Annotated in this window: 14 protein-coding genes; 7 read left to right on the forward strand and 7 right to left on the reverse strand. The window is 62.3% G+C overall.

Features of this window, described 5'->3' with window-relative positions:
• Window positions 1–54 precede the first annotated feature (54 nt).
• The 3 genes from ACFIQF_RS12115 (at window position 55) to serS (ending at window position 2,966) form a co-directional block, all read left to right on the forward strand.
• Window positions 55–540 (forward strand): FKBP-type peptidyl-prolyl cis-trans isomerase, encoded by a 486-nt coding sequence (locus ACFIQF_RS12115; protein WP_393943119.1) that lies wholly within the window; start codon window positions 55–57, stop codon window positions 538–540.
• 2 nt (window positions 541–542) lie between these two features.
• Window positions 543–1,526, forward strand: coding sequence for a 4-hydroxy-3-methylbut-2-enyl diphosphate reductase (gene ispH, locus ACFIQF_RS12120; protein WP_393943121.1), 984 nt, complete (start codon window positions 543–545; stop codon window positions 1,524–1,526).
• 123 nt (window positions 1,527–1,649) lie between these two features.
• A complete protein-coding gene (gene serS, locus ACFIQF_RS12125) occupies window positions 1,650–2,966 on the forward strand; it encodes a serine--tRNA ligase (RefSeq protein ID WP_393943123.1) in 1,317 nt (438 codons plus the stop codon).
• A gap of 97 nt (window positions 2,967–3,063) precedes the next feature.
• Here the strand turns inward: serS and prfH are convergent, their stop codons facing one another.
• The 4 genes from prfH to ACFIQF_RS12145 form a co-directional block, all read right to left on the reverse strand.
• On the reverse strand, window positions 3,064–3,657 hold the full coding sequence (gene prfH / locus ACFIQF_RS12130) for a peptide chain release factor H (RefSeq protein WP_393943124.1): 594 nt from the start codon (window positions 3,655–3,657) through the stop codon (window positions 3,064–3,066).
• On the reverse strand, window positions 3,648–4,802 hold the full coding sequence (locus tag ACFIQF_RS12135) for an RNA ligase RtcB family protein (RefSeq protein WP_393943126.1): 1,155 nt from the start codon (window positions 4,800–4,802) through the stop codon (window positions 3,648–3,650). The genes prfH and ACFIQF_RS12135 overlap by 10 nt, the downstream gene beginning before the upstream one ends.
• A gap of 395 nt (window positions 4,803–5,197) precedes the next feature.
• Window positions 5,198–6,403, reverse strand: a complete 1,206-nt coding sequence (locus ACFIQF_RS12140; RefSeq protein ID WP_393943128.1) for an acyl-CoA dehydrogenase family protein — start codon at window positions 6,401–6,403, stop codon at window positions 5,198–5,200.
• Window positions 6,404–6,406: 3 nt separating this feature from the next.
• Window positions 6,407–7,366, reverse strand: coding sequence for a tripartite tricarboxylate transporter substrate binding protein (locus ACFIQF_RS12145; protein WP_393943130.1), 960 nt, complete (start codon window positions 7,364–7,366; stop codon window positions 6,407–6,409).
• 219 nt (window positions 7,367–7,585) lie between these two features.
• Between ACFIQF_RS12145 and ACFIQF_RS12150 the strand changes: the two genes are divergently transcribed.
• The 4 genes from ACFIQF_RS12150 to ACFIQF_RS12165 all read left to right on the forward strand — a co-directional run bounded on the left by ACFIQF_RS12150 (window position 7,586) and on the right by ACFIQF_RS12165 (window position 11,905).
• Window positions 7,586–8,305, forward strand: a complete 720-nt coding sequence (locus ACFIQF_RS12150) for an SDR family oxidoreductase (RefSeq protein WP_393943131.1) — start codon at window positions 7,586–7,588, stop codon at window positions 8,303–8,305.
• A gap of 47 nt (window positions 8,306–8,352) precedes the next feature.
• A complete protein-coding gene (locus tag ACFIQF_RS12155) occupies window positions 8,353–9,393 on the forward strand; it encodes a cyclase family protein (RefSeq protein ID WP_393943133.1) in 1,041 nt (346 codons plus the stop codon).
• Between the two features lie 11 nt (window positions 9,394–9,404).
• Complete coding sequence (locus ACFIQF_RS12160) at window positions 9,405–11,012, forward strand: AMP-binding protein (RefSeq protein WP_393943134.1); 1,608 nt, start codon at window positions 9,405–9,407, stop codon at window positions 11,010–11,012.
• A gap of 107 nt (window positions 11,013–11,119) precedes the next feature.
• Window positions 11,120–11,905 (forward strand): GntR family transcriptional regulator, encoded by a 786-nt coding sequence (locus ACFIQF_RS12165; protein WP_393943135.1) that lies wholly within the window; start codon window positions 11,120–11,122, stop codon window positions 11,903–11,905.
• A 21-nt stretch (window positions 11,906–11,926) separates the two neighbouring features.
• Here ACFIQF_RS12165 and ACFIQF_RS12170 read toward each other — a convergent pair whose 3' ends face one another.
• From ACFIQF_RS12170 to ACFIQF_RS12180, 3 genes are all read right to left on the reverse strand, one after another.
• The gene (locus ACFIQF_RS12170; protein WP_393943137.1) at window positions 11,927–12,649 is read right to left on the reverse strand and encodes a type 1 glutamine amidotransferase; all 723 of its coding nucleotides are present in this window, start codon (window positions 12,647–12,649) and stop codon (window positions 11,927–11,929) included.
• Between the two features lie 619 nt (window positions 12,650–13,268).
• On the reverse strand, window positions 13,269–14,480 hold the full coding sequence (locus ACFIQF_RS12175; protein ID WP_393943139.1) for an ABC transporter substrate-binding protein: 1,212 nt from the start codon (window positions 14,478–14,480) through the stop codon (window positions 13,269–13,271).
• Between the two features lie 175 nt (window positions 14,481–14,655).
• Window positions 14,656–16,281: an AMP-binding protein gene (locus ACFIQF_RS12180; protein WP_393943141.1), complete on the reverse strand. Its 1,626-nt coding sequence runs from the start codon at window positions 16,279–16,281 to the stop codon at window positions 14,656–14,658.
• Window positions 16,282–16,286 lie beyond the last annotated feature (5 nt).

Raw genomic sequence — 16,286 nt, forward strand, 5'->3', positions numbered from 1 at the left:
GTGCAGGGGTTTCACCCTACAACCTACAATACGGCCCAGTTTATAGGGATTTGCATGACTACTCCGATGGCCCCCGTGACGCCGCTGCCTACCGATGCGCCCGTGGTACAACCCGGCTCTTTTCTGACCTTGCATTACCGCCTGGCCGGCCCGGCAGGCGATGTGATCAACACCTTCGACGGCAAGCCTGCCACCTTGTCGCTGGGCGCTGGCGAGCTTTCGCCCGCCGTCGAGAACCTGCTGCTCGGCCTGCCCGAGGGCACGCACACGACCTTCCACGTACCCGCTGGCGAAGCCTTTGGCGAGCGCAACCCCGAGATGGTGCAATGGGTGGCCCGCAAGCTGCTCAACGAGCTGGGCGACCCTCACGAGCAATACACCCAGGGCGATGTGGTGCAGTTTCCCACGCCCGACGGCATGGGCACCTACGCCGGCGTGGCGTTGCAAGTGGGCGCCGAAGGTGCGGTGCAGTTCGACTTCAACCACCCGCTGGCTGGCCAGCCGGTGACCTTTGAAGTCCGCCTGATCGGGGTGCTCTGAGCATGCTGCGGCCGCAAGAAATAGTTCTGGCCGAACCGCGCGGTTTTTGCGCGGGTGTGGACCGGGCCATCGAGATCGTCGAGCGCGCCATCGAGAAATTTGGCGCGCCCATCTACGTGCGCCACGAGATCGTGCACAACACCTATGTGGTCAACGACCTCAAGGCCAAGGGCGCCATCTTTATAGAAGAGCTGGACGACGTGCCGCCCGGCGCCACCTTGATCTTCTCGGCCCACGGCGTGAGCAAGGCCGTGCAGCAAGAGGCCGAGCGCCGCGGTTTCAGCATTTTTGATGCCACCTGCCCGCTGGTCACCAAGGTCCACGTCGAAGTGGCCAAACTCGCCAAAGAAGGCTACGAATTCATCATGATCGGCCACAAAGGCCATCCTGAGGTCGAAGGCACCATGGGCCAGCTGTCCGAAGGCATCCACTTGGTGGAAGACGTTGAAGACGTGGCGCATGTTGCGCCCAAGCAGACCGCAAAGCTGGCCGTGGTCACGCAAACCACCTTGTCGGTGGACGACGCAGCGGCCATTACCGCAGCGGTCAAAGCACGCTTTCCACAGATTCGCGAACCCAAACAGCAAGACATTTGCTACGCCACACAAAACCGCCAGGACGCGGTCAAGGTGATGAGCCAGCAGGTCGATCTGGTCATTGTGGTGGGCAGCCCCACCAGCTCCAACAGCAACCGCCTGCGCGAGCTGGCCGTCAAACTGGGCACGCCCGGCTACATGGTCGACAGCGCCGAAGAGCTGCAGCCCGAATGGTTTGACGGCATTGCCCGCGTGGGCCTGACGGCTGGCGCATCGGCGCCCGAGGTGCTGGTCAAGCAAGTGATCGACCGCATCAAGGCGCTGGGCGCCACCTCGGTGCGCAAGATGGACGGCATCCAGGAAACGGTGAAATTCCCGCTGCCCAAGGGCCTGAAAATCGATGTCGGCGGGCTCGAAATCAGTGCCCGATCCCCGGAGACGGGGCACTAAACACACTCTCACCCATTCGCTGCTGCCCCAGCCCGCCACCGGCAGGCCCTGGCAGCCCAGACATCACAGCAAAAACAACAATGCCCGCAGCCGCAGCGCGCGGGCACCAGCAAGAGGTAATCCATGCTAGATATTCAGCTACTGCGCAAGGACCTGGACTCGGTCGTTGCCCGCCTGCTCACCCGCAAAAACCCCCAGGCTTTCCTGGATGTGGACGCCTTCAAGGCGCTGGAGGCCGAACGCAAAACCATCCAGACCCGCACCGAAGAGCTGCAAAGCAAGCGCAACCAACTCTCCAAGCAAATCGGCATGCTCATGGGCAAGGGCGAAAAAGACGCAGCCGAAGCCGCCAAGGCCGAAGTTGCGGCCATGAAAACCGAGTTGGAGCAATCGGCCACGCGCCTCGATCAGATCCAGGCCGAGCTGCAAGCCATGCTGGCCGCCGTGCCCAACCTGCCACACGAATCGGTGCCCGTGGGTGCCGACGAAACCGGCAACGTCGAAGTGCGCCGCTGGGGCACGCCCAAGGCCTTTGATTTTGAGATCAAAGACCACGTTGATTTGGGTACGCCTCTGGGTTTGGACTTTGAATCCGGCGTCAAGCTCAGCGGCGCCCGCTTCACGGTGATGAAGGGCCAGATCGCCCGCCTGCACCGCGCGCTGGCGCAGTTCATGATCGATCTGCAAACCAACGAGCACGGCTACACCGAGTGCTATGTGCCCTACATCGTCAACAGCGATTCGCTCAAAGGCACCGGCCAGCTGCCCAAGTTCGAGCAAGACCTGTTCGCTGCCAAAAAGGGCGGCCAAGATGCCGAGCCAGTGCCGGACACCTCGGCGCTGTACCTGATCCCCACCTCGGAAGTGCCGCTCACCAACCTGGTGCGCGACGAAGTGCTGGCCGAAGACCAGCTGCCCATCAAGCTCACCGCGCACAGCCCTTGCTTCCGCTCGGAAGCTGGCTCGTCGGGCCGTGACACGCGTGGCCTGATCCGCCAACACCAGTTCGACAAAGTCGAAATGGTGCAAATCGTGCACCCCGAAAAGAGCTACGAAGCGCTGGAGCAAATGACGCGCCACGCCGAAGACGTGCTGCAAAAGCTCGGCCTGCCTTACCGCGTAATGAGCCTGTGCACCGGCGACATGGGCTTTGGCTCGGCCAAAACCTACGACCTGGAAGTCTGGGTGCCCGCGCAAGACACCTTCCGCGAAATCAGCTCGGTCAGCAACTGCGAAGCCTTCCAGGCCCGCCGCATGCAAGCCCGCTTCAAAAACGCACAAGGCAAGAACGAGCTGGTCCACACCCTGAACGGCTCCGGCCTGGCCGTAGGCCGCACCCTGGTGGCCGTGCTGGAAAACTACCAGAACGCCGACGGCTCGATCACCGTGCCCGAAGCCCTGCGTCCTTATATGGGTGGTCTGGCAGTGCTCAAGGCCTGAGCCTGTAGCCCAAGCCTGTAACGCTCCACACAGCGTTATCACTAAAAAAGCCGATGCAGCGATGCATCGGCTTTTTGTTTACTGGTATTTGCTGTTTTCAGCCTCGGAACACCATGACCGGCAGCCCACGTTCTACCGCCCAGTGCTGCTGGCTGCGTTGCTGGCGGGCTTGGTGGGTGGTGTCGGCTTGGCGTTGGGCCAGTTTCAGGGCGATGAGCTCGCGGGCCAGGCGTTTGTTGGCGTGCTGGCTGCGCTCGCTCATCACCTTGACGGCAATGCCACTGGCGACATGCAAGGCGTGCACGGCCGAATCGGTGGTGTTCACATGCTGGCCACCTTTGCCGCTGGCGCGGCAGGCGCTGAAAACAATCTCACCATCGCTCGGCAGTTGCTCGGGCTGCGGGCACAGTTGCAGCGCCACAAACCAGTTTTTGCGCCGGTGGTGCGGCCGCAGCGGGCTGTTGAAAACCCACTGAATGGTGCCAAGCCAAGGCGCAAACCAAGCCGCTGCCTGCGGGTGCGGGCAGCGCAGCAGCAGCGACTGGTAGCCATGCGGCGTGGCGTTGGCTTCCAGCACTTCCAGCGGCATGTTGGCGCGCTCGCAAGCGCGTTGCAGCTCGCGCAAGCTCAGCTGCACGGCAAGCTCGCATTCGGCCGGGCCGTGCGCTGCAGTCAATTGCATCAACAGCATTGCATGGCTCCTTTCTTATAGGTGAGCACGGGTTTCAGGCGCGCCACCAGCTGCAGCAAGCCCAGCTCTTGCAAGCTGGCCACTACGCCATCCACGTCTTTGTAGGCCTGCGGGGCTTCTTCGTACACCAGCTCTTTGTCGGCGCATACCACGGCGCTACCAAAGCGGGTTTGCTGCAAGGCGTCCAGCGTGAAGCGCGGTTTGAGCCGGCCTTTGCAGTCGCCGCGTGCCCATTTGCGGCCAGCGCCGTGGGCCAGCGAATCCAGTGCTTCGTGCCGGTCGGCAGCGGGGCGCACCAGGTAGCTGTAGTCGCCCCGCGAGCCGGGGATCACCACCAAACCTTGGTCGGCCGGCGTTGCGCCTTTGCGGTGCAGGTAGCCAGCCTGGCCTTGCCAGTGGTGAGGGCTGACGTGGTTGTGCGTGATGTCGAGCAGCGGCGTGCCATCTTCGCGCAGCGCACGCAATATGCGCTGCGCAATTTGCTGGCGGTTGAGTTGTGCAAATGCAATGGCCGCTGCGTGTTGGCGCAGGTAGTGGGCAGCGGCCTCGCTGTCAGCGGCCAAGCCGCTGTGGCTGAAGCGCTCTACATGCTGACGCAGAATCTCGCCGCCCAGGCCGCGCGATCCGCTGTGCACCAGCAAGTACAAGCGTTTTTTGTCGACCACACCGGCCTCGTAAACCTGGTCTACCGCTTGCAGTTCGGCAAAGTGGTTGCCGCCGCCAATCGTGCCCAGGGTTTGCTGCAGGTAGCGCAGATCGGCGCTGCCGCTTTGCTCTGCAATCTGCTGCAGTTGCGCGTGCAGGGCTTCGCTCAGCACATGTTCGGGCAGTGCGCCGTCTATGTTGCCCAGCGCTTTTTCCAGCTTGCTGGGCGATGTTTTGTGCGTGGCCAAACTGGTTTGCAGCAGTTGCATGCCGCAGCCAATATCGCCGCCGACGAGCGCCGGATAAAAATGCCCGACCGAGAAAAACGCAGCGCCCACCGGGTAGCCCCGGCCGGGGTGCAGATCGGGCAGGCCGACTGCTGCGCGGATGGCACCCAGATTGCGCGCCGTGGTGTGGAGTTGTTCAATGGCAGCGTCTTCCATCCAGACGCTGCGGTTGGCGAACACCTGTACATAGGTGTTCATGGCGGAATTGCCCATGGCAAGCCTTTGCTTCAATCAATACCGAAAAAACTGTGGGGTGGCAGTCGTTGGCGGTTCGATCTCGGCCGCGGGCGGTGGGCCCGGCAAGGCATTCAGGCGCGCAGCCGAAACCCTGGCGATCTGGTGGCGTGCACCAGCGCTTTAACGGGTTTCCGGCAGCGTGCTTGGAGGCGGCGCGTGGCGCGCCAGGCCTGGAGAAATTAGATGCGCACGACTGCAAAGGAAGAGGTCGATACGGACATGATTCGCTCCTTTGCGGTGAGGGTGTAGAGGGTCGTTGCCAGGCAACGGAAGAAGGCGCGATTGTAGGCAGGCCCGGCGCTGCGAGGCAAGTGCAGCGCCGGTTTTGTGGCGCGGGAGAAACAGCGGTGGCTGTAGCTGCGTTGGCGCCATCAGCCCCGCTGCGGCGGGCTGATGGCGCGCGCGATGATGAGTTTTTGCACCTCGGTTGCGCCCTCGTAGATGCGCAGCGAGCGGATGTCGCGGTACAGCCGCTCCAGCGTGCTGCCGCGCACCACGCCTTTGCCGCCCAGCATTTGCAAGGCGCGGTCAATCACCTGTTGTGCCGATTCGGTGGCTGCCATTTTGGCCATGGCGGTTTCTACGGTGGGCGCGCGCTTTTGCACATCGCGCACCCAGGCGGCGCGGTAGCTGAGCAGGGCGCTTTGGTCGATGGCGGTGGCCATGTCGCCAAACGCGGCCTGCGTCAGCTGAAAATCTGCCAGATGCTGGCCAAACATGGGGCGCTGGCTGGCGTAGGCCATGCCGTGCGCTAGTGCGCGGCGGGCAAAGCCAATGGCTGCGGCTGCGACCGAGGTGCGGAAAATGTCCAGCGTCTGCATGGCCAGTTTGAAGCCGCCGTTCAGCGGCCCCAGCATTTGGCTCGCAGACACGCGGCAATCGTCAAACCGCAGCGTGGCCAGCGGGTGGGGCGAGATCACGTCGATCATCTCCTCGACCACCAGGCCGGGCGTGTCCGCATCCACGATGAAGGCGGTGATGCCACGCGACCCAGCGTTGGCATCGGTGCGGGCGAAGACGCAGTAAAAATCGGCAATGCCGCCGTTGGATATCCAGGTTTTGTGGCCGTTGAGCACATAGCTCTCGCCTTGCTGAACAGCGCTGCAGCTGAGTGCCGCTACGTCTGATCCGGCATTGGGCTCTGACAGCGCGAAGGCCGCAATTTTCTGCCCTTGCGCCACCGCTGGCAGGTAGGCTTGTTTTTGCGCCTCGGTGCCGGCCAGCGAAATGGCGCCACTGCCCAGGCCTTGCATGGCAAAGGCAAAGTCTGCCAGCGCGTGGTGCTGGGCCAGGGTTTCGCGCAGAATGCACAGGCTGCGCGAATCCAGCGCTGGCAGCGCGCCGCCGTACTGGCCTTGCTCGCCGGCAGGCACGCAGTAGCGCAACCAGCCGGCTTGCCCCAGTTTTTGCACCAGGCTGCGGCAAGCGGCGTTCAGGTCGGTTTCATCCACCGTCTGCAGATGCTGCTCGCACCAGGCTTGCAAAGCTGGGGCGAGCTGGCGGTGGCCGTCGTCCAGAAAAGGCCATTCCAGCCAGCTGTGCTGCCAGCTGGGTGTTGGCTGATTCGTGTTGCCCATGGCTCAGTCCTTGGTGGCAAATTGCTTGAGCAGCGGTGTCCAGCTGGTCAGCGTGTCTTGCAAGAAATTGCCAAAAGTGGCCGCGTCCTTGAAGTCGGGCTTCAGGCCAAACTGGTCGGCGCAGCTGGCGAACTCGGGCGTCTGCGTGGCTTTCTGGAAAGCGTCCTGCAATTTTTTGACGGTGCCGGCTTCCATTTTGGCCGGGCCGTAAATGCCCAGAATGCTGGGCGCTACCAGGTCGTAACCCAGCTCTTTCAAGGTGGGCGCATCAAAGCCGGCCATGCGCTGCTCGGTATACACGGCCAGCAGGCGCAGGCGGCCATCGCGGGCATAGGGCACCCATTCGGCGGTTTGCGCCATAAAGTCCACATCGCCGCGCAGCACGGCGGTAATGGTTTCCGGCCCGCTCTTATAGGGCGCGTGCACCCACTGCACGTTCACTTGTTTGGCCAGGCGCTCCGAGGTCAGGTGCTGCGGCGTGCCCACGCCAGCCGTGCTGTAGCTCAGCGGTTTGCTGCTGGCTTGCGATGCCTTGATCAGGTCTGCCATGGTTTTGTACGGCGAATCGGCCCGCACCAGCACGCCCACCTGGTACTGCGCCACCATGGCAATGGGCGTGATGTCTTTGGTGACGTCGTATTTGATGCTGGGCGTGAGCACCTGGTTGAGCAGCGCGCCTGTGGAGAGCGAGGCGATGCTGTAGCCATCGGGTCGTTGGCGGATGGCGTAGCTCACTGACAGCGACGAGCCCGCGCCGGGTTTGTTGTCCACCACCACGGATTGCCCCAGCTGCTTGCCCACATCTTGCGCGAGCACACGGTTGCAGACATCGGTGCCGCCGCCGGCGCCGTAGCCCACGGTCAAGGTGATGGGTTTGTTGGGGTAGGTGTCGGCCCAAACCGTGCTGGCCAGCACGGGCGCGCAAAGCAGCAAGGCCAAAGGCTTGAGGCGGAATGCAGTCATGGTGTTTGTCTCCTGGTTGTTTATGGGTGGCACGCCGGAGCCAATGCGCCGTACGTTCAGGTACTAAATTCTGGCATGCAAATAGTCTAGATATATAGATGTTTGTACTAATGCTCTTTTTGCGATGTCCGGCATAAGATGCGCGCAGACCTCAGCGGCTGGCGCAATGGCATATCTGGCCTGCATGCGCAGCAGCGGTTTGTTTTTGGGAGAACAACGATGGATGCAAAACATGTGCTGGTAACCGGTGCCAGCAAAGGCATTGGCCGGGCGATTTGTGAGCGCCTGGTGGCAGACGGCTACCGCGTCACCGGCGTGGCGCGCACCCGGCCGGCCGAGCTGCCGCAGGGCATGGCGTTCCACAGCCTGGATTTGGCAGACAACCAGGCCGTGGCGCAGTTTTTGGCTGAGCAGCTCCAGGAGCAGAGCTTTTATGGCCTGGTGAACAACGTCGGCCTGGTGCACAGCGGCGCTTTGGAGACAGTGAATTCGCAAGACCTGTACCAGGCCGTGCAACTGAATATCGAAGTGGCTATCCGCTTTACCCAGGCATTGGCTCCGGCCATGAAAGCGCAAAAGCAAGGGCGTGTGCTGAACATCGCATCGCGTGCCGCACTGGGCAAGCAGGACCGCACCATCTACAGCATGACCAAGGCCGGAATGATCGGCATGACGCGCACCTGGGCGCTGGAGCTGGCGCGCCACGGCGTGACGGTAAACGCCATTGCACCCGGCCCGATAGAGACCGAATTTTTTGCCCAGGTGAACCAGGCCGGCGACGAGCGCACGCAGGCCTTGCTGGCCGGTATTCCATTGGGCCGCATGGGCAGACCCGAAGAAGTGGCGCATGCCGTGGCTTACTTTTTGGACGAGCGCTGCGGCTTTGTCACCGGCCAGACGCATTTTGTCTGCGGCGGTATCACGATTGGTGCGACCTGAGCGGCGCAGCAACCCAAGCAATAAACACACACACTAGGAGTCAAAAAATGAAACGTTGGACACAGCGACCCGAAGGATCGACCTGGGGCGATTTTGGCGAGAACGACCAGCTCGGCCGCGTCAACCTGCTGACGGCTGAGCAAGTGCTCAAAGGCGTGCGCGAGGTGCAGCAGGGCCAGGTGTTCTGCCTGTCGCTGCCGCTGGATCTGCCCGGCGGCATGGTGCTCAACCCGCGCCGCAAACCGCCGCGCTTGAGCGGCACCGAGCGCGATGGCGTTCCGTACATGAACTTCCCCATGGAAAAGCTCGATCCGTCGTCGATCGACGTGCTCAGCGACGACCAGGTGCTGATGTCGCTGCAATACTCCACGCAATGGGATTCGCTGGCGCACGTGGGCGCGTACTTTGATGTGGACGGCAATGGCCAGCCGCGCAAGGTGTACTACAACGGCTACGAGGCAGGCAAAGACATTCTCGATTCGGGCCACGAGCACAGCGCCGATGGCGGCTGCTGCGGCGGCCCGGCCATGGGCGCCACCAAGCTGGGTATCGAAAACTTTGCCGTCAAAGGCATGCAAGGCCGTGGCGTGCTGGTGGATTTCACGCGCCACTTTGGCCGCCAACGCCAGCTGATCGGCTACCAGGAGCTGATGGCCGTGATGGCCCAAGACAAGGTGCAGGTGGAGCGCGGCGACATGCTGGTGCTGCGCACCGGTTTTGCCGAAGAAGTGGTAGACATGGCCGGCAAGCCCGATGCCGACAAGCTGCACAACACCGGCAGCGTGCTTGACGGTGCCGATGAGCAATTGCTCAACTGGGTGAGCGACAGCGGCATTACCGCCATCTGCGCCGACAACTATGCGGTGGAGGCTTATCCGGCCCGCGAGCGCGCAGGTAAAAAATCCATCCTGCCGCTTCACCACCATTGCTTGTTCAAGCTGGGCCTGCCATTGGCCGAGCTGTGGTACCTGAAAGACCTGGCCGAAGCCTTGCATGCGCAGCAGCGCAACCGCTTTTTGCTGACTGCGCCGCCGCTGCGCCTGCCGGGCGCCGTGGGTTCGCCCGTCACACCGATTGCCACGATCTGAGGTTGCGCAGCATGGAAACGAACTTTCGTGCGCTGCTGGCGCAACACGCGCAAGAGCGGCCCCACAAGCTGGCTTTGCAAGACGATGCGCGCAGCATCAGCTATGGTGAGCTGGCCCAGGAGGTAGAGCGCCTGGCCAGCGTGCTGCAGCAACAAGGCGCTCAGCGCGGCGACCGCCTGGCTTTGTGGATGCCCAACTGCATTGAATGGCTGGTGAGCTTTTTGGCCAGCGCGCGCCTGGGCATGACGGTGGTGGCCGTGAACACGCGCTTTCGCGAGCACGAAGTAGGGCAGCTGCTGCAACGCGGCCGCTGCCGCTGGCTGGTGATGTGGCCGGGCTTCAAGGGGCTGCCGTTTGTCGACATCCTCCAGCAGATCGACCCGGCAGTGCTTGGCGGCTTGCAAGGCATTGTTGGCGTGGGCGATTGCCAGGCGTTGCAAGCTTTGCTGGGCAAGGAACTGCCTGCCATCGCTCTTGTGCCTTATGCAAGCACGCCAAAGCCTGGGCCAGCAACGCCAGAGCAAGCGCTGGGCCAGGCGCAAGACGGTGCCTTGGTCTACACCACCTCGGGCACCACCTCAGCGCCCAAGCTGGTGCTGCACCGCCAGGCCGGCTTGTTGCGCCACGGGCGCATAGCGGCCAGCGCTTATGGTGTGGACGAGAACAGCGTGGTCTTGCTGGCTGCGCCGCTGTGCGGAGCGTTTGGCTTTTCTACCTTGCTCAGTGGTTTGGTGGTGGGGGCAAGTTTTGCCTCGCTGCCAGTGTTTGAGGCTGCCAAGACGGTGCAGCAGATCCAGCAAATGGGTGTGAGCCACACCTTTGCGAACAACGAGCTGATCCAGCTTTTGCTGCGCGAGGTGCCGGGCCAGAGCCAGCCTTTTCCATCGCTACGCTATGTAGGTTTTGCCAGCTTTGCACCGTCGATGGACGATCTGCCCGAGCGTGCTTTGCAGGCCGGCATTCCGCTGGCCGGGCTGTACGGGTCGAGCGAGCTGCAGGCGTTGGTGGCCGGCCATACATTGGATACCGAATGGCAGTACCGCCGCGCCGCTGGCGGCACGATTGCCGCGCCCGAAGGCCGGGTGCGAGCCATCGACAAAGAGACCGGCGCGGTGTTGCCGCACGGCCAGGTGGGGCAGATAGAGATCAAAGCGCCCAGCCTGATGTCCGAATACCTGGACCAGCCCGATGCCACGCGAGCCGCAGTGTCCGCCGACGGCTACTTTCGCACTGGCGACCTGGGCTATACGCTCAACGAGCGCTGCTTTGTCTTCCAGGGGCGCGACGGCGAACACCTGCGCCTGGGCGGATTTTTGGTCAACCCGCTGGAGATTGAGCAGTTCATCGAAGCGCTGCCGGGCGTGCAGGCCGTGCAGGTGGTGGGCGGCGAGTTGCGGGGCAAAACGGTGCCGGTGGCTTTTGTGATTGGCGAGCCGGCTGCGGCGCTGGATGAAGCCGCTATCATTGCCGCTTGCGCCGCTGCCATGGCGAAGTTCAAGGTGCCCGAGCGCGTGGCCTTTGTCGAGTCTTTCCCCATGGTGCAAAGCGCCAACTCGAACAAGGTGCAAAAGCACTTGTTGCGAGCCATGGCCCAGGAGTTGCTCCAGGCCTCACCCTGAACCTGCATTCCAGCCCGGCGCTGGCCCGGCGTTTGAGTGGTTTCTGCCAGAAGCCGCTGCACCTGCCGGGCCGGGCTGCTGGAATGGTTGTTTTCCGATGGACCGATATGGCCGTATCTCCCGAATCCCTTGCCACTGCCCACGCTCCTGCTGCCGAGGTGTTGTCGCGCAGCAAGCAGCCTATTTATCTGCAGTTGGCAGCTGAGTTCAAGCGCCATATCGAACAAGGCCAATGGGGAGCGGGCAGCCAGATTCCTTCGCTCGAAGAGCTGATGGAGCGCTACCAGGTGGCGCGCATGACCATCCGCAACGCGATCGGCATTTTGGAGGCAGAAGGCTATATCCGCCGGGGCCGCGGCATTGGCACCTTTGTCGAGGCCAAGATACCCAGCGTGGCAGAGCTGCAGATTCCATCAAACTGGCAAGAGACGGTGGCGCTGAGCGATCTGCTGGGCACCGAAGCCATTTTTGATGGTGAAGGCGTGCTGGCGCCGCTGCCGGAGCTGGGCATGCAATACAGCGGTGAGTTCGCCCCGAGCTACCGCCACCTGCGCCGCTTGCATGTGCGCGATGGCGTGCCGGTCTGCTTCAGCGATGTCTACCTGGCCGAAGACCTGTTCAAAAAACACAAATCGGCCTTCAAAAAGTCTGCCGCTGCCTCGGTGTTGGCGCGCATTCCGGGCTTGGTGATCAGCCAGGCCCGGCAGAAGATCAGCATCAACGGCGCGGGCTTTGAATCTGCCCGCGCGCTGAACCTGCAAGTGGGTGACAGCGTGGCCGAAGTGCGCCGTTTTGCCTGCGACGGCCAAAGGCTGATCTACTTTGCCCGGCTGGAGTTCCCCACCAAGTTCGTCAAGCTGGAGTTCGATCTGCTGGCCGGGCAGACGACATAAACCGCAGCGGGTTTTAGCCGGTCAACGCGCCGCGGCAAACAAGCGCGCTTGCTGCAACTGCGCCGTCCAGGCCGCGTAGCTGCGCAGTGCCAGTTGGCGCAGCTGCGGCAAATGCGTGGGTAAGAGCTCCAGAATCTGGGCGCGGCTTTGGGTGGCCGGGCCGCTGACCTGGCGCAGCTCGGCAGCGCCTTCTTCGCACCAGGCGCGCACGCTGGCCTCGGTCACTTCCAGATGGCCTTGAAAAGCCCAGTGTTTGCCATGCACAAAGCCTTTGTTCAAACAATGGCTGCCGTACATGCTGCGTGTGGCGCCGCGCGGAATCTCAAACGTGTCGTAATGCCAATGGAAAAGCATGGCCTGCGCCGGCAAATCCATGCGCGCTTGCGCATGCGGCGTGACCCAGACGCGGCTCCAGCCAATATTGGCGCAAGGGTTGCGCCACACGCGCGCACCTATGGCACGGGCCAGCATTTGTGCACCAAAGCAGTGGCCCAGCACCGGTACATCGCAAGCCAGCGCGTGTTGCAAAAGGCAGCGCTCTTGCTCGATCCAGCGCAGCTGCTCGTTGGCGCAGTGGTTGCTGCCGAGCACGATGATGCCGCGGTAATCGCGCGCATTGATGGGCGCGCTGTTGTCTGCGCAAGGCGAGATCAATTGGTAGGCAATATCTTGTTGTTGCAGATGCTCAAGCAGCACGCCCGGGCCTTGGGCGGCTTCGTGCTGGAGGAGGGCGACAGGCTTCATGGAGACGGGCTTGGTAGCCAAGCCGGTAGTGGAGAAGTCTGCAATGTAGGAAAAGCGCCATCAAGTGCGTGTTGAGATTGGGAGCCGTCTTGTTAAGACGGCGTTAAAGCGTTGTTGGCGTCTTTGCCCACAGCGGGGGGGTCTGCGTTTTGCGCAGTAGTGGCAGGCTGGTTGTCACTTCGGTGTGGCTGGCAATGCTTGCGGCAGCTGGCCGGGTCTCGCCCCGGCAGGCGACCCCCCTTTTTGCCCAGCCAAAAAGGGAGGCGAAAAATCTGCCCCACATCCAGCGTCCCCGAAAGCTTCGCGTAGCGAATCTTTCGGGGCAACCTGCGGCCACAGCAAATGCCGGCGTGCGGCAAAACTCTCTCCGCGCCAAGGCGCTCCGTTCAAACAGCTGCCGCAAGTCAGAGCACGAAGTTTGGCTGTCCTGCGGCAGCCAAACCGCCGGCATTTGCTGCGACCGCAGGCGCTGGCTGAAAGGGGGTGCAGCCAAACAGCCAACAGCCTGCGTGGAATTGTGCGCGGAATGCCAATAGCGTTAGCTTGAAAGCACCGTGATGAACAAAAAATGCCGCGCACGCCGCTAAGGACGTGCACGGCTGAAATTCCTAAGCTGCGATCAGGATTTGACCAGCGGGCACTTGCCTTCGGACAGCGGGCGGAAAGCCTGGTCGCCGGGGATGGTGGAGATGATCTTGTAGTAGTCCCAGGGCGCCTTGGATTCGCTGGGTTTTTTGACCTGTACCAGGTACATGTCGTGCACCATGCGGCCGTCTTCGCGGATCTTGCCGTCGTCGGCGAAGAAGTCCTTGATGGGGTTTTTCTTCATCGCTGCCATCACGGCGTTGGTTTCGTCGGTGCCGGCTGCCTCAATCGCCTTGAGGTAGTGCATGACGGCCGAGTAGGTGCCGGCTTGCGCCATGGTGGGCATCTTGTTCATGACCTTGTAGTACTTTTGCGACCAGGCGCGGCTCTCGGGCGTGCGGTCCCAGTAGAAGGCGGTGGTGGCATACATGCCTTGTGCGGTGTTCAGGCCGAGCGCGTGCACGTCTGAGATGAACATCAAGGTGGCAGCCACTTTTTGCTTGTCGGTGATGCCGAACTGGCGTGCGCTCTTGATGGAGTTGATGGTGTCGTTGACCGCATTGGCCAGCGCAATTACCTCGGCCTTGGACGATTGGGCCGTGAGCATGAAGGACGAGAAATCCGGCGCATTGAGCGGGTGTTTGACGGTGCCGATCACCTTGCCGCCGTCTTTGGTGACCGAGTTGGTGATGTCGTTGGTGAGCGCCTGGCCAAAGGCGTAATCCACCGCCACCACGAACCAGGATTTGCCGCCGTTGTCGATGATGGCCTTGACCGTGCTGTTGGTGGTGGCGTAGGTGTCGTAGGTGTAGTGGACGATGTTGGCCGCGCAGTTTTCGCCGGTGATGGCGCTGGAGGCAGCTTCGGTGTTGATCAGCACCTTGTTCTTTTCTTTGGTGACGGTGGCCACCGCGTTGTGCACGGCGGTGTTGCCCAGGCCGATGACCATGTCGACGCTTTCGCGGTCGAACCACTCACGAGCGCGGGTGGCGGCAATGTCGGCCTTGTTCTGGTGGTCGACCGAGAGCAGCTCGATCGGTTTGCCCAGCACCTTGCCACCAAAATCCTGGATCGCCATGTTGGCGGCGGCGATGGTGCCTTTGCCGCCAATGTCGGCATAGGCGCTGGAGGTGTCGCTGATGACGCCGATCTTGACGGCATTGTCGGAAATACCCTGGGCTTGCGCACCGGCGGCAAGGCCCAGGCTGGCGATCAGCATGCTGAGGCGAGTCTTTGCAGTCTTCATGGAATGTCTCCTGGAATAGATTAAGAATCGGACCGAAACTTCTACCAACCTTCGTCAAAACACAGTGCCCATGTTTGCTAACAGAAACCCAGCGGGCGGTTGCGCGAGCGCCAGCGCCGCCGGGCCTGTGCTTTGGCCCGGTGGCTGTAGATCGCGTGGTGTGGGTGTTGCTCGCTCATGCGGATTTCTCTTTCGGCGCATCCTTGAGCAAGCGGCGCAACACCTTGCCGGTGCCGGTGGTCGGCAGGGCATCGCGGAACTCGATTTCCTTGGGCGCTTTGTAGACCGACATTTGCTCGCGGCACCAGTCGATCAGCTCCTGGGCGCTGATGGCGGGCGCGCCTTTGCGCGGAATGACGACGGCTTTCACCGCCTGGCCTTTTTGCGCGTCTTCGATGCCGATCACCGCCACTTGCGCCACAGAAGGGTGTTTCACCATGATGGATTCCACCTCTTCGGGGAAGACGCTGTAGCCCGAGACCTTGATCATCTCCTTGAAGCGGCCGCAGAAGGTCATGTAGCCGTCGGCGTCGAGCTTGGCCATGTCGCCGGTGTGGACCCAACCGTCCTTGAGCGTGCTGGCCGTGGCCTCGGGCTTGTTCCAATAGCCTTTGAAGTTGCCGGGGCTGCGCACGATCAGCTCGCCCACCTGGCCGGGAGGCATGTCCTCTTGCGTCACGCCGTCGATCACGCGGATGTCGACGCCGGCTACCGGTATGCCGTGCGCGCCCCATTTGATGGCGTTGACCGGCATGGTCGTGTCCCAGGTGTGGGTTTCGGACATGCCGTAGGTCACCTCAAACAGCTGGCAGTTGGGTGCGAACTGGCGCCATTGCTGGGCCAGCGCTTCGTTGATGGTGACGCCAAAGCTGGTGCTGGGGTTGATGCGCAGGGCGGTGAGGTCGTAATCGCGGGCGTTCTCTACCTGCATCACTGCCGCGTTCATGCTGGCCACGCTGTACCACCAGGTGATGCGGTAGCGCTGCAGCGCCTGCAGCACTTGCACGGGATCGAAGCGGTACAGCAACACGCAGCTGATGCCGGTGTAGAGCGTGACGTTCAAGCCGATCAGCATGCCGGCAATGTGGTTGAGCGGCGCCACCGCGAGCATGGTGTCGTCGCTCAGAATCGGGTTGTTGTCAGCCGCCGCATGGGCTTTGAACAAGGCGTTGCGGTAAGTGAGCATGGCGCCCTTGGGCAAGCCGGTGGTGCCTGAGGTGTAGGTCATCAAGGCTACATCGTCCATGTCGAGCGGGCCGACATCGGGCGCGGGCAAGGGCTTGGCGAGGCATTCCATGAAATCGGTGGTGCCGGCAATGTGCAGCTTGGGCGTGCGGATTTCGTCGGGCACGTTGAGCGTGGGCTGCTCGGGCAGAAGGTCGGCGTAGTGCGTCAGAAACACATGTTCGATGGCGCTCTTGGGGCGCGCGGCCTGCACGATGTCGTACAGCACATCGGCCGCCACGATGACTTTGGCGCCCAGGTCGGAGAGCTGGTATTCCAGCTCATGGCCCTTGAACAAAGGGCTGCAAGGGCCAACCACGGCGCCCAGCTTCTGAATGCCCAGGTGCGCAATCACGTACTGCGGGCAATTCTGCAGGAACAGCGCCACCCGGTCGCCTTTGCCAACGCCCAGGGCTTGCAGCTGGTGGGCGAAGGTGTCGCTCAGCTCGTCGAGCTGGCGGTAGCTGATGCTGGTGCCGTACCAGATGTAGGCGGGCTTGTCGGGCTGCGTGCGCGCGTGCTGGCGCAGGTATTCGTGGAGAGGTTTTTCTTGCTGCCGGTAAGCGATACGGGTCATGGTGT

Source organism: Comamonas trifloxystrobinivorans (genome assembly GCF_043359985.1).
Taxonomy (GTDB): domain Bacteria; phylum Pseudomonadota; class Gammaproteobacteria; order Burkholderiales; family Burkholderiaceae_C; genus Comamonas; species Comamonas trifloxystrobinivorans.

Excerpts from the sequence above, each read along its gene's own strand:
- prfH (WP_393943124.1), bottom strand. The coding sequence starts at position 3,657 with ATGCTGTTGATGCAATTGACTGCAGCGCACGGCCCGGCCGAATGCGAG.
- ACFIQF_RS12150 (WP_393943131.1), top strand. The coding sequence starts at position 7,586 with ATGGATGCAAAACATGTGCTGGTAACCGGTGCCAGCAAAGGCATTGGC.
- ACFIQF_RS12155 (WP_393943133.1), top strand. The coding sequence starts at position 8,353 with ATGAAACGTTGGACACAGCGACCCGAAGGATCGACCTGGGGCGATTTT.
- ACFIQF_RS12175 (WP_393943139.1), bottom strand. The coding sequence starts at position 14,480 with ATGAAGACTGCAAAGACTCGCCTCAGCATGCTGATCGCCAGCCTGGGC.
- ACFIQF_RS12170 (WP_393943137.1), bottom strand. The coding sequence starts at position 12,649 with ATGAAGCCTGTCGCCCTCCTCCAGCACGAAGCCGCCCAAGGCCCGGGC.
- ACFIQF_RS12145 (WP_393943130.1), bottom strand. The coding sequence starts at position 7,366 with ATGACTGCATTCCGCCTCAAGCCTTTGGCCTTGCTGCTTTGCGCGCCC.
- ACFIQF_RS12180 (WP_393943141.1), bottom strand. The coding sequence starts at position 16,281 with ATGACCCGTATCGCTTACCGGCAGCAAGAAAAACCTCTCCACGAATAC.
- serS (WP_393943123.1), top strand. The coding sequence starts at position 1,650 with ATGCTAGATATTCAGCTACTGCGCAAGGACCTGGACTCGGTCGTTGCC.
- ACFIQF_RS12160 (WP_393943134.1), top strand. The coding sequence starts at position 9,405 with ATGGAAACGAACTTTCGTGCGCTGCTGGCGCAACACGCGCAAGAGCGG.
- ispH (WP_393943121.1), top strand. The coding sequence starts at position 543 with ATGCTGCGGCCGCAAGAAATAGTTCTGGCCGAACCGCGCGGTTTTTGC.
- ACFIQF_RS12165 (WP_393943135.1), top strand. The coding sequence starts at position 11,120 with ATGGCCGTATCTCCCGAATCCCTTGCCACTGCCCACGCTCCTGCTGCC.
- ACFIQF_RS12115 (WP_393943119.1), top strand. The coding sequence starts at position 55 with ATGACTACTCCGATGGCCCCCGTGACGCCGCTGCCTACCGATGCGCCC.
- ACFIQF_RS12135 (WP_393943126.1), bottom strand. The coding sequence starts at position 4,802 with ATGGGCAATTCCGCCATGAACACCTATGTACAGGTGTTCGCCAACCGC.
- ACFIQF_RS12140 (WP_393943128.1), bottom strand. The coding sequence starts at position 6,403 with ATGGGCAACACGAATCAGCCAACACCCAGCTGGCAGCACAGCTGGCTG.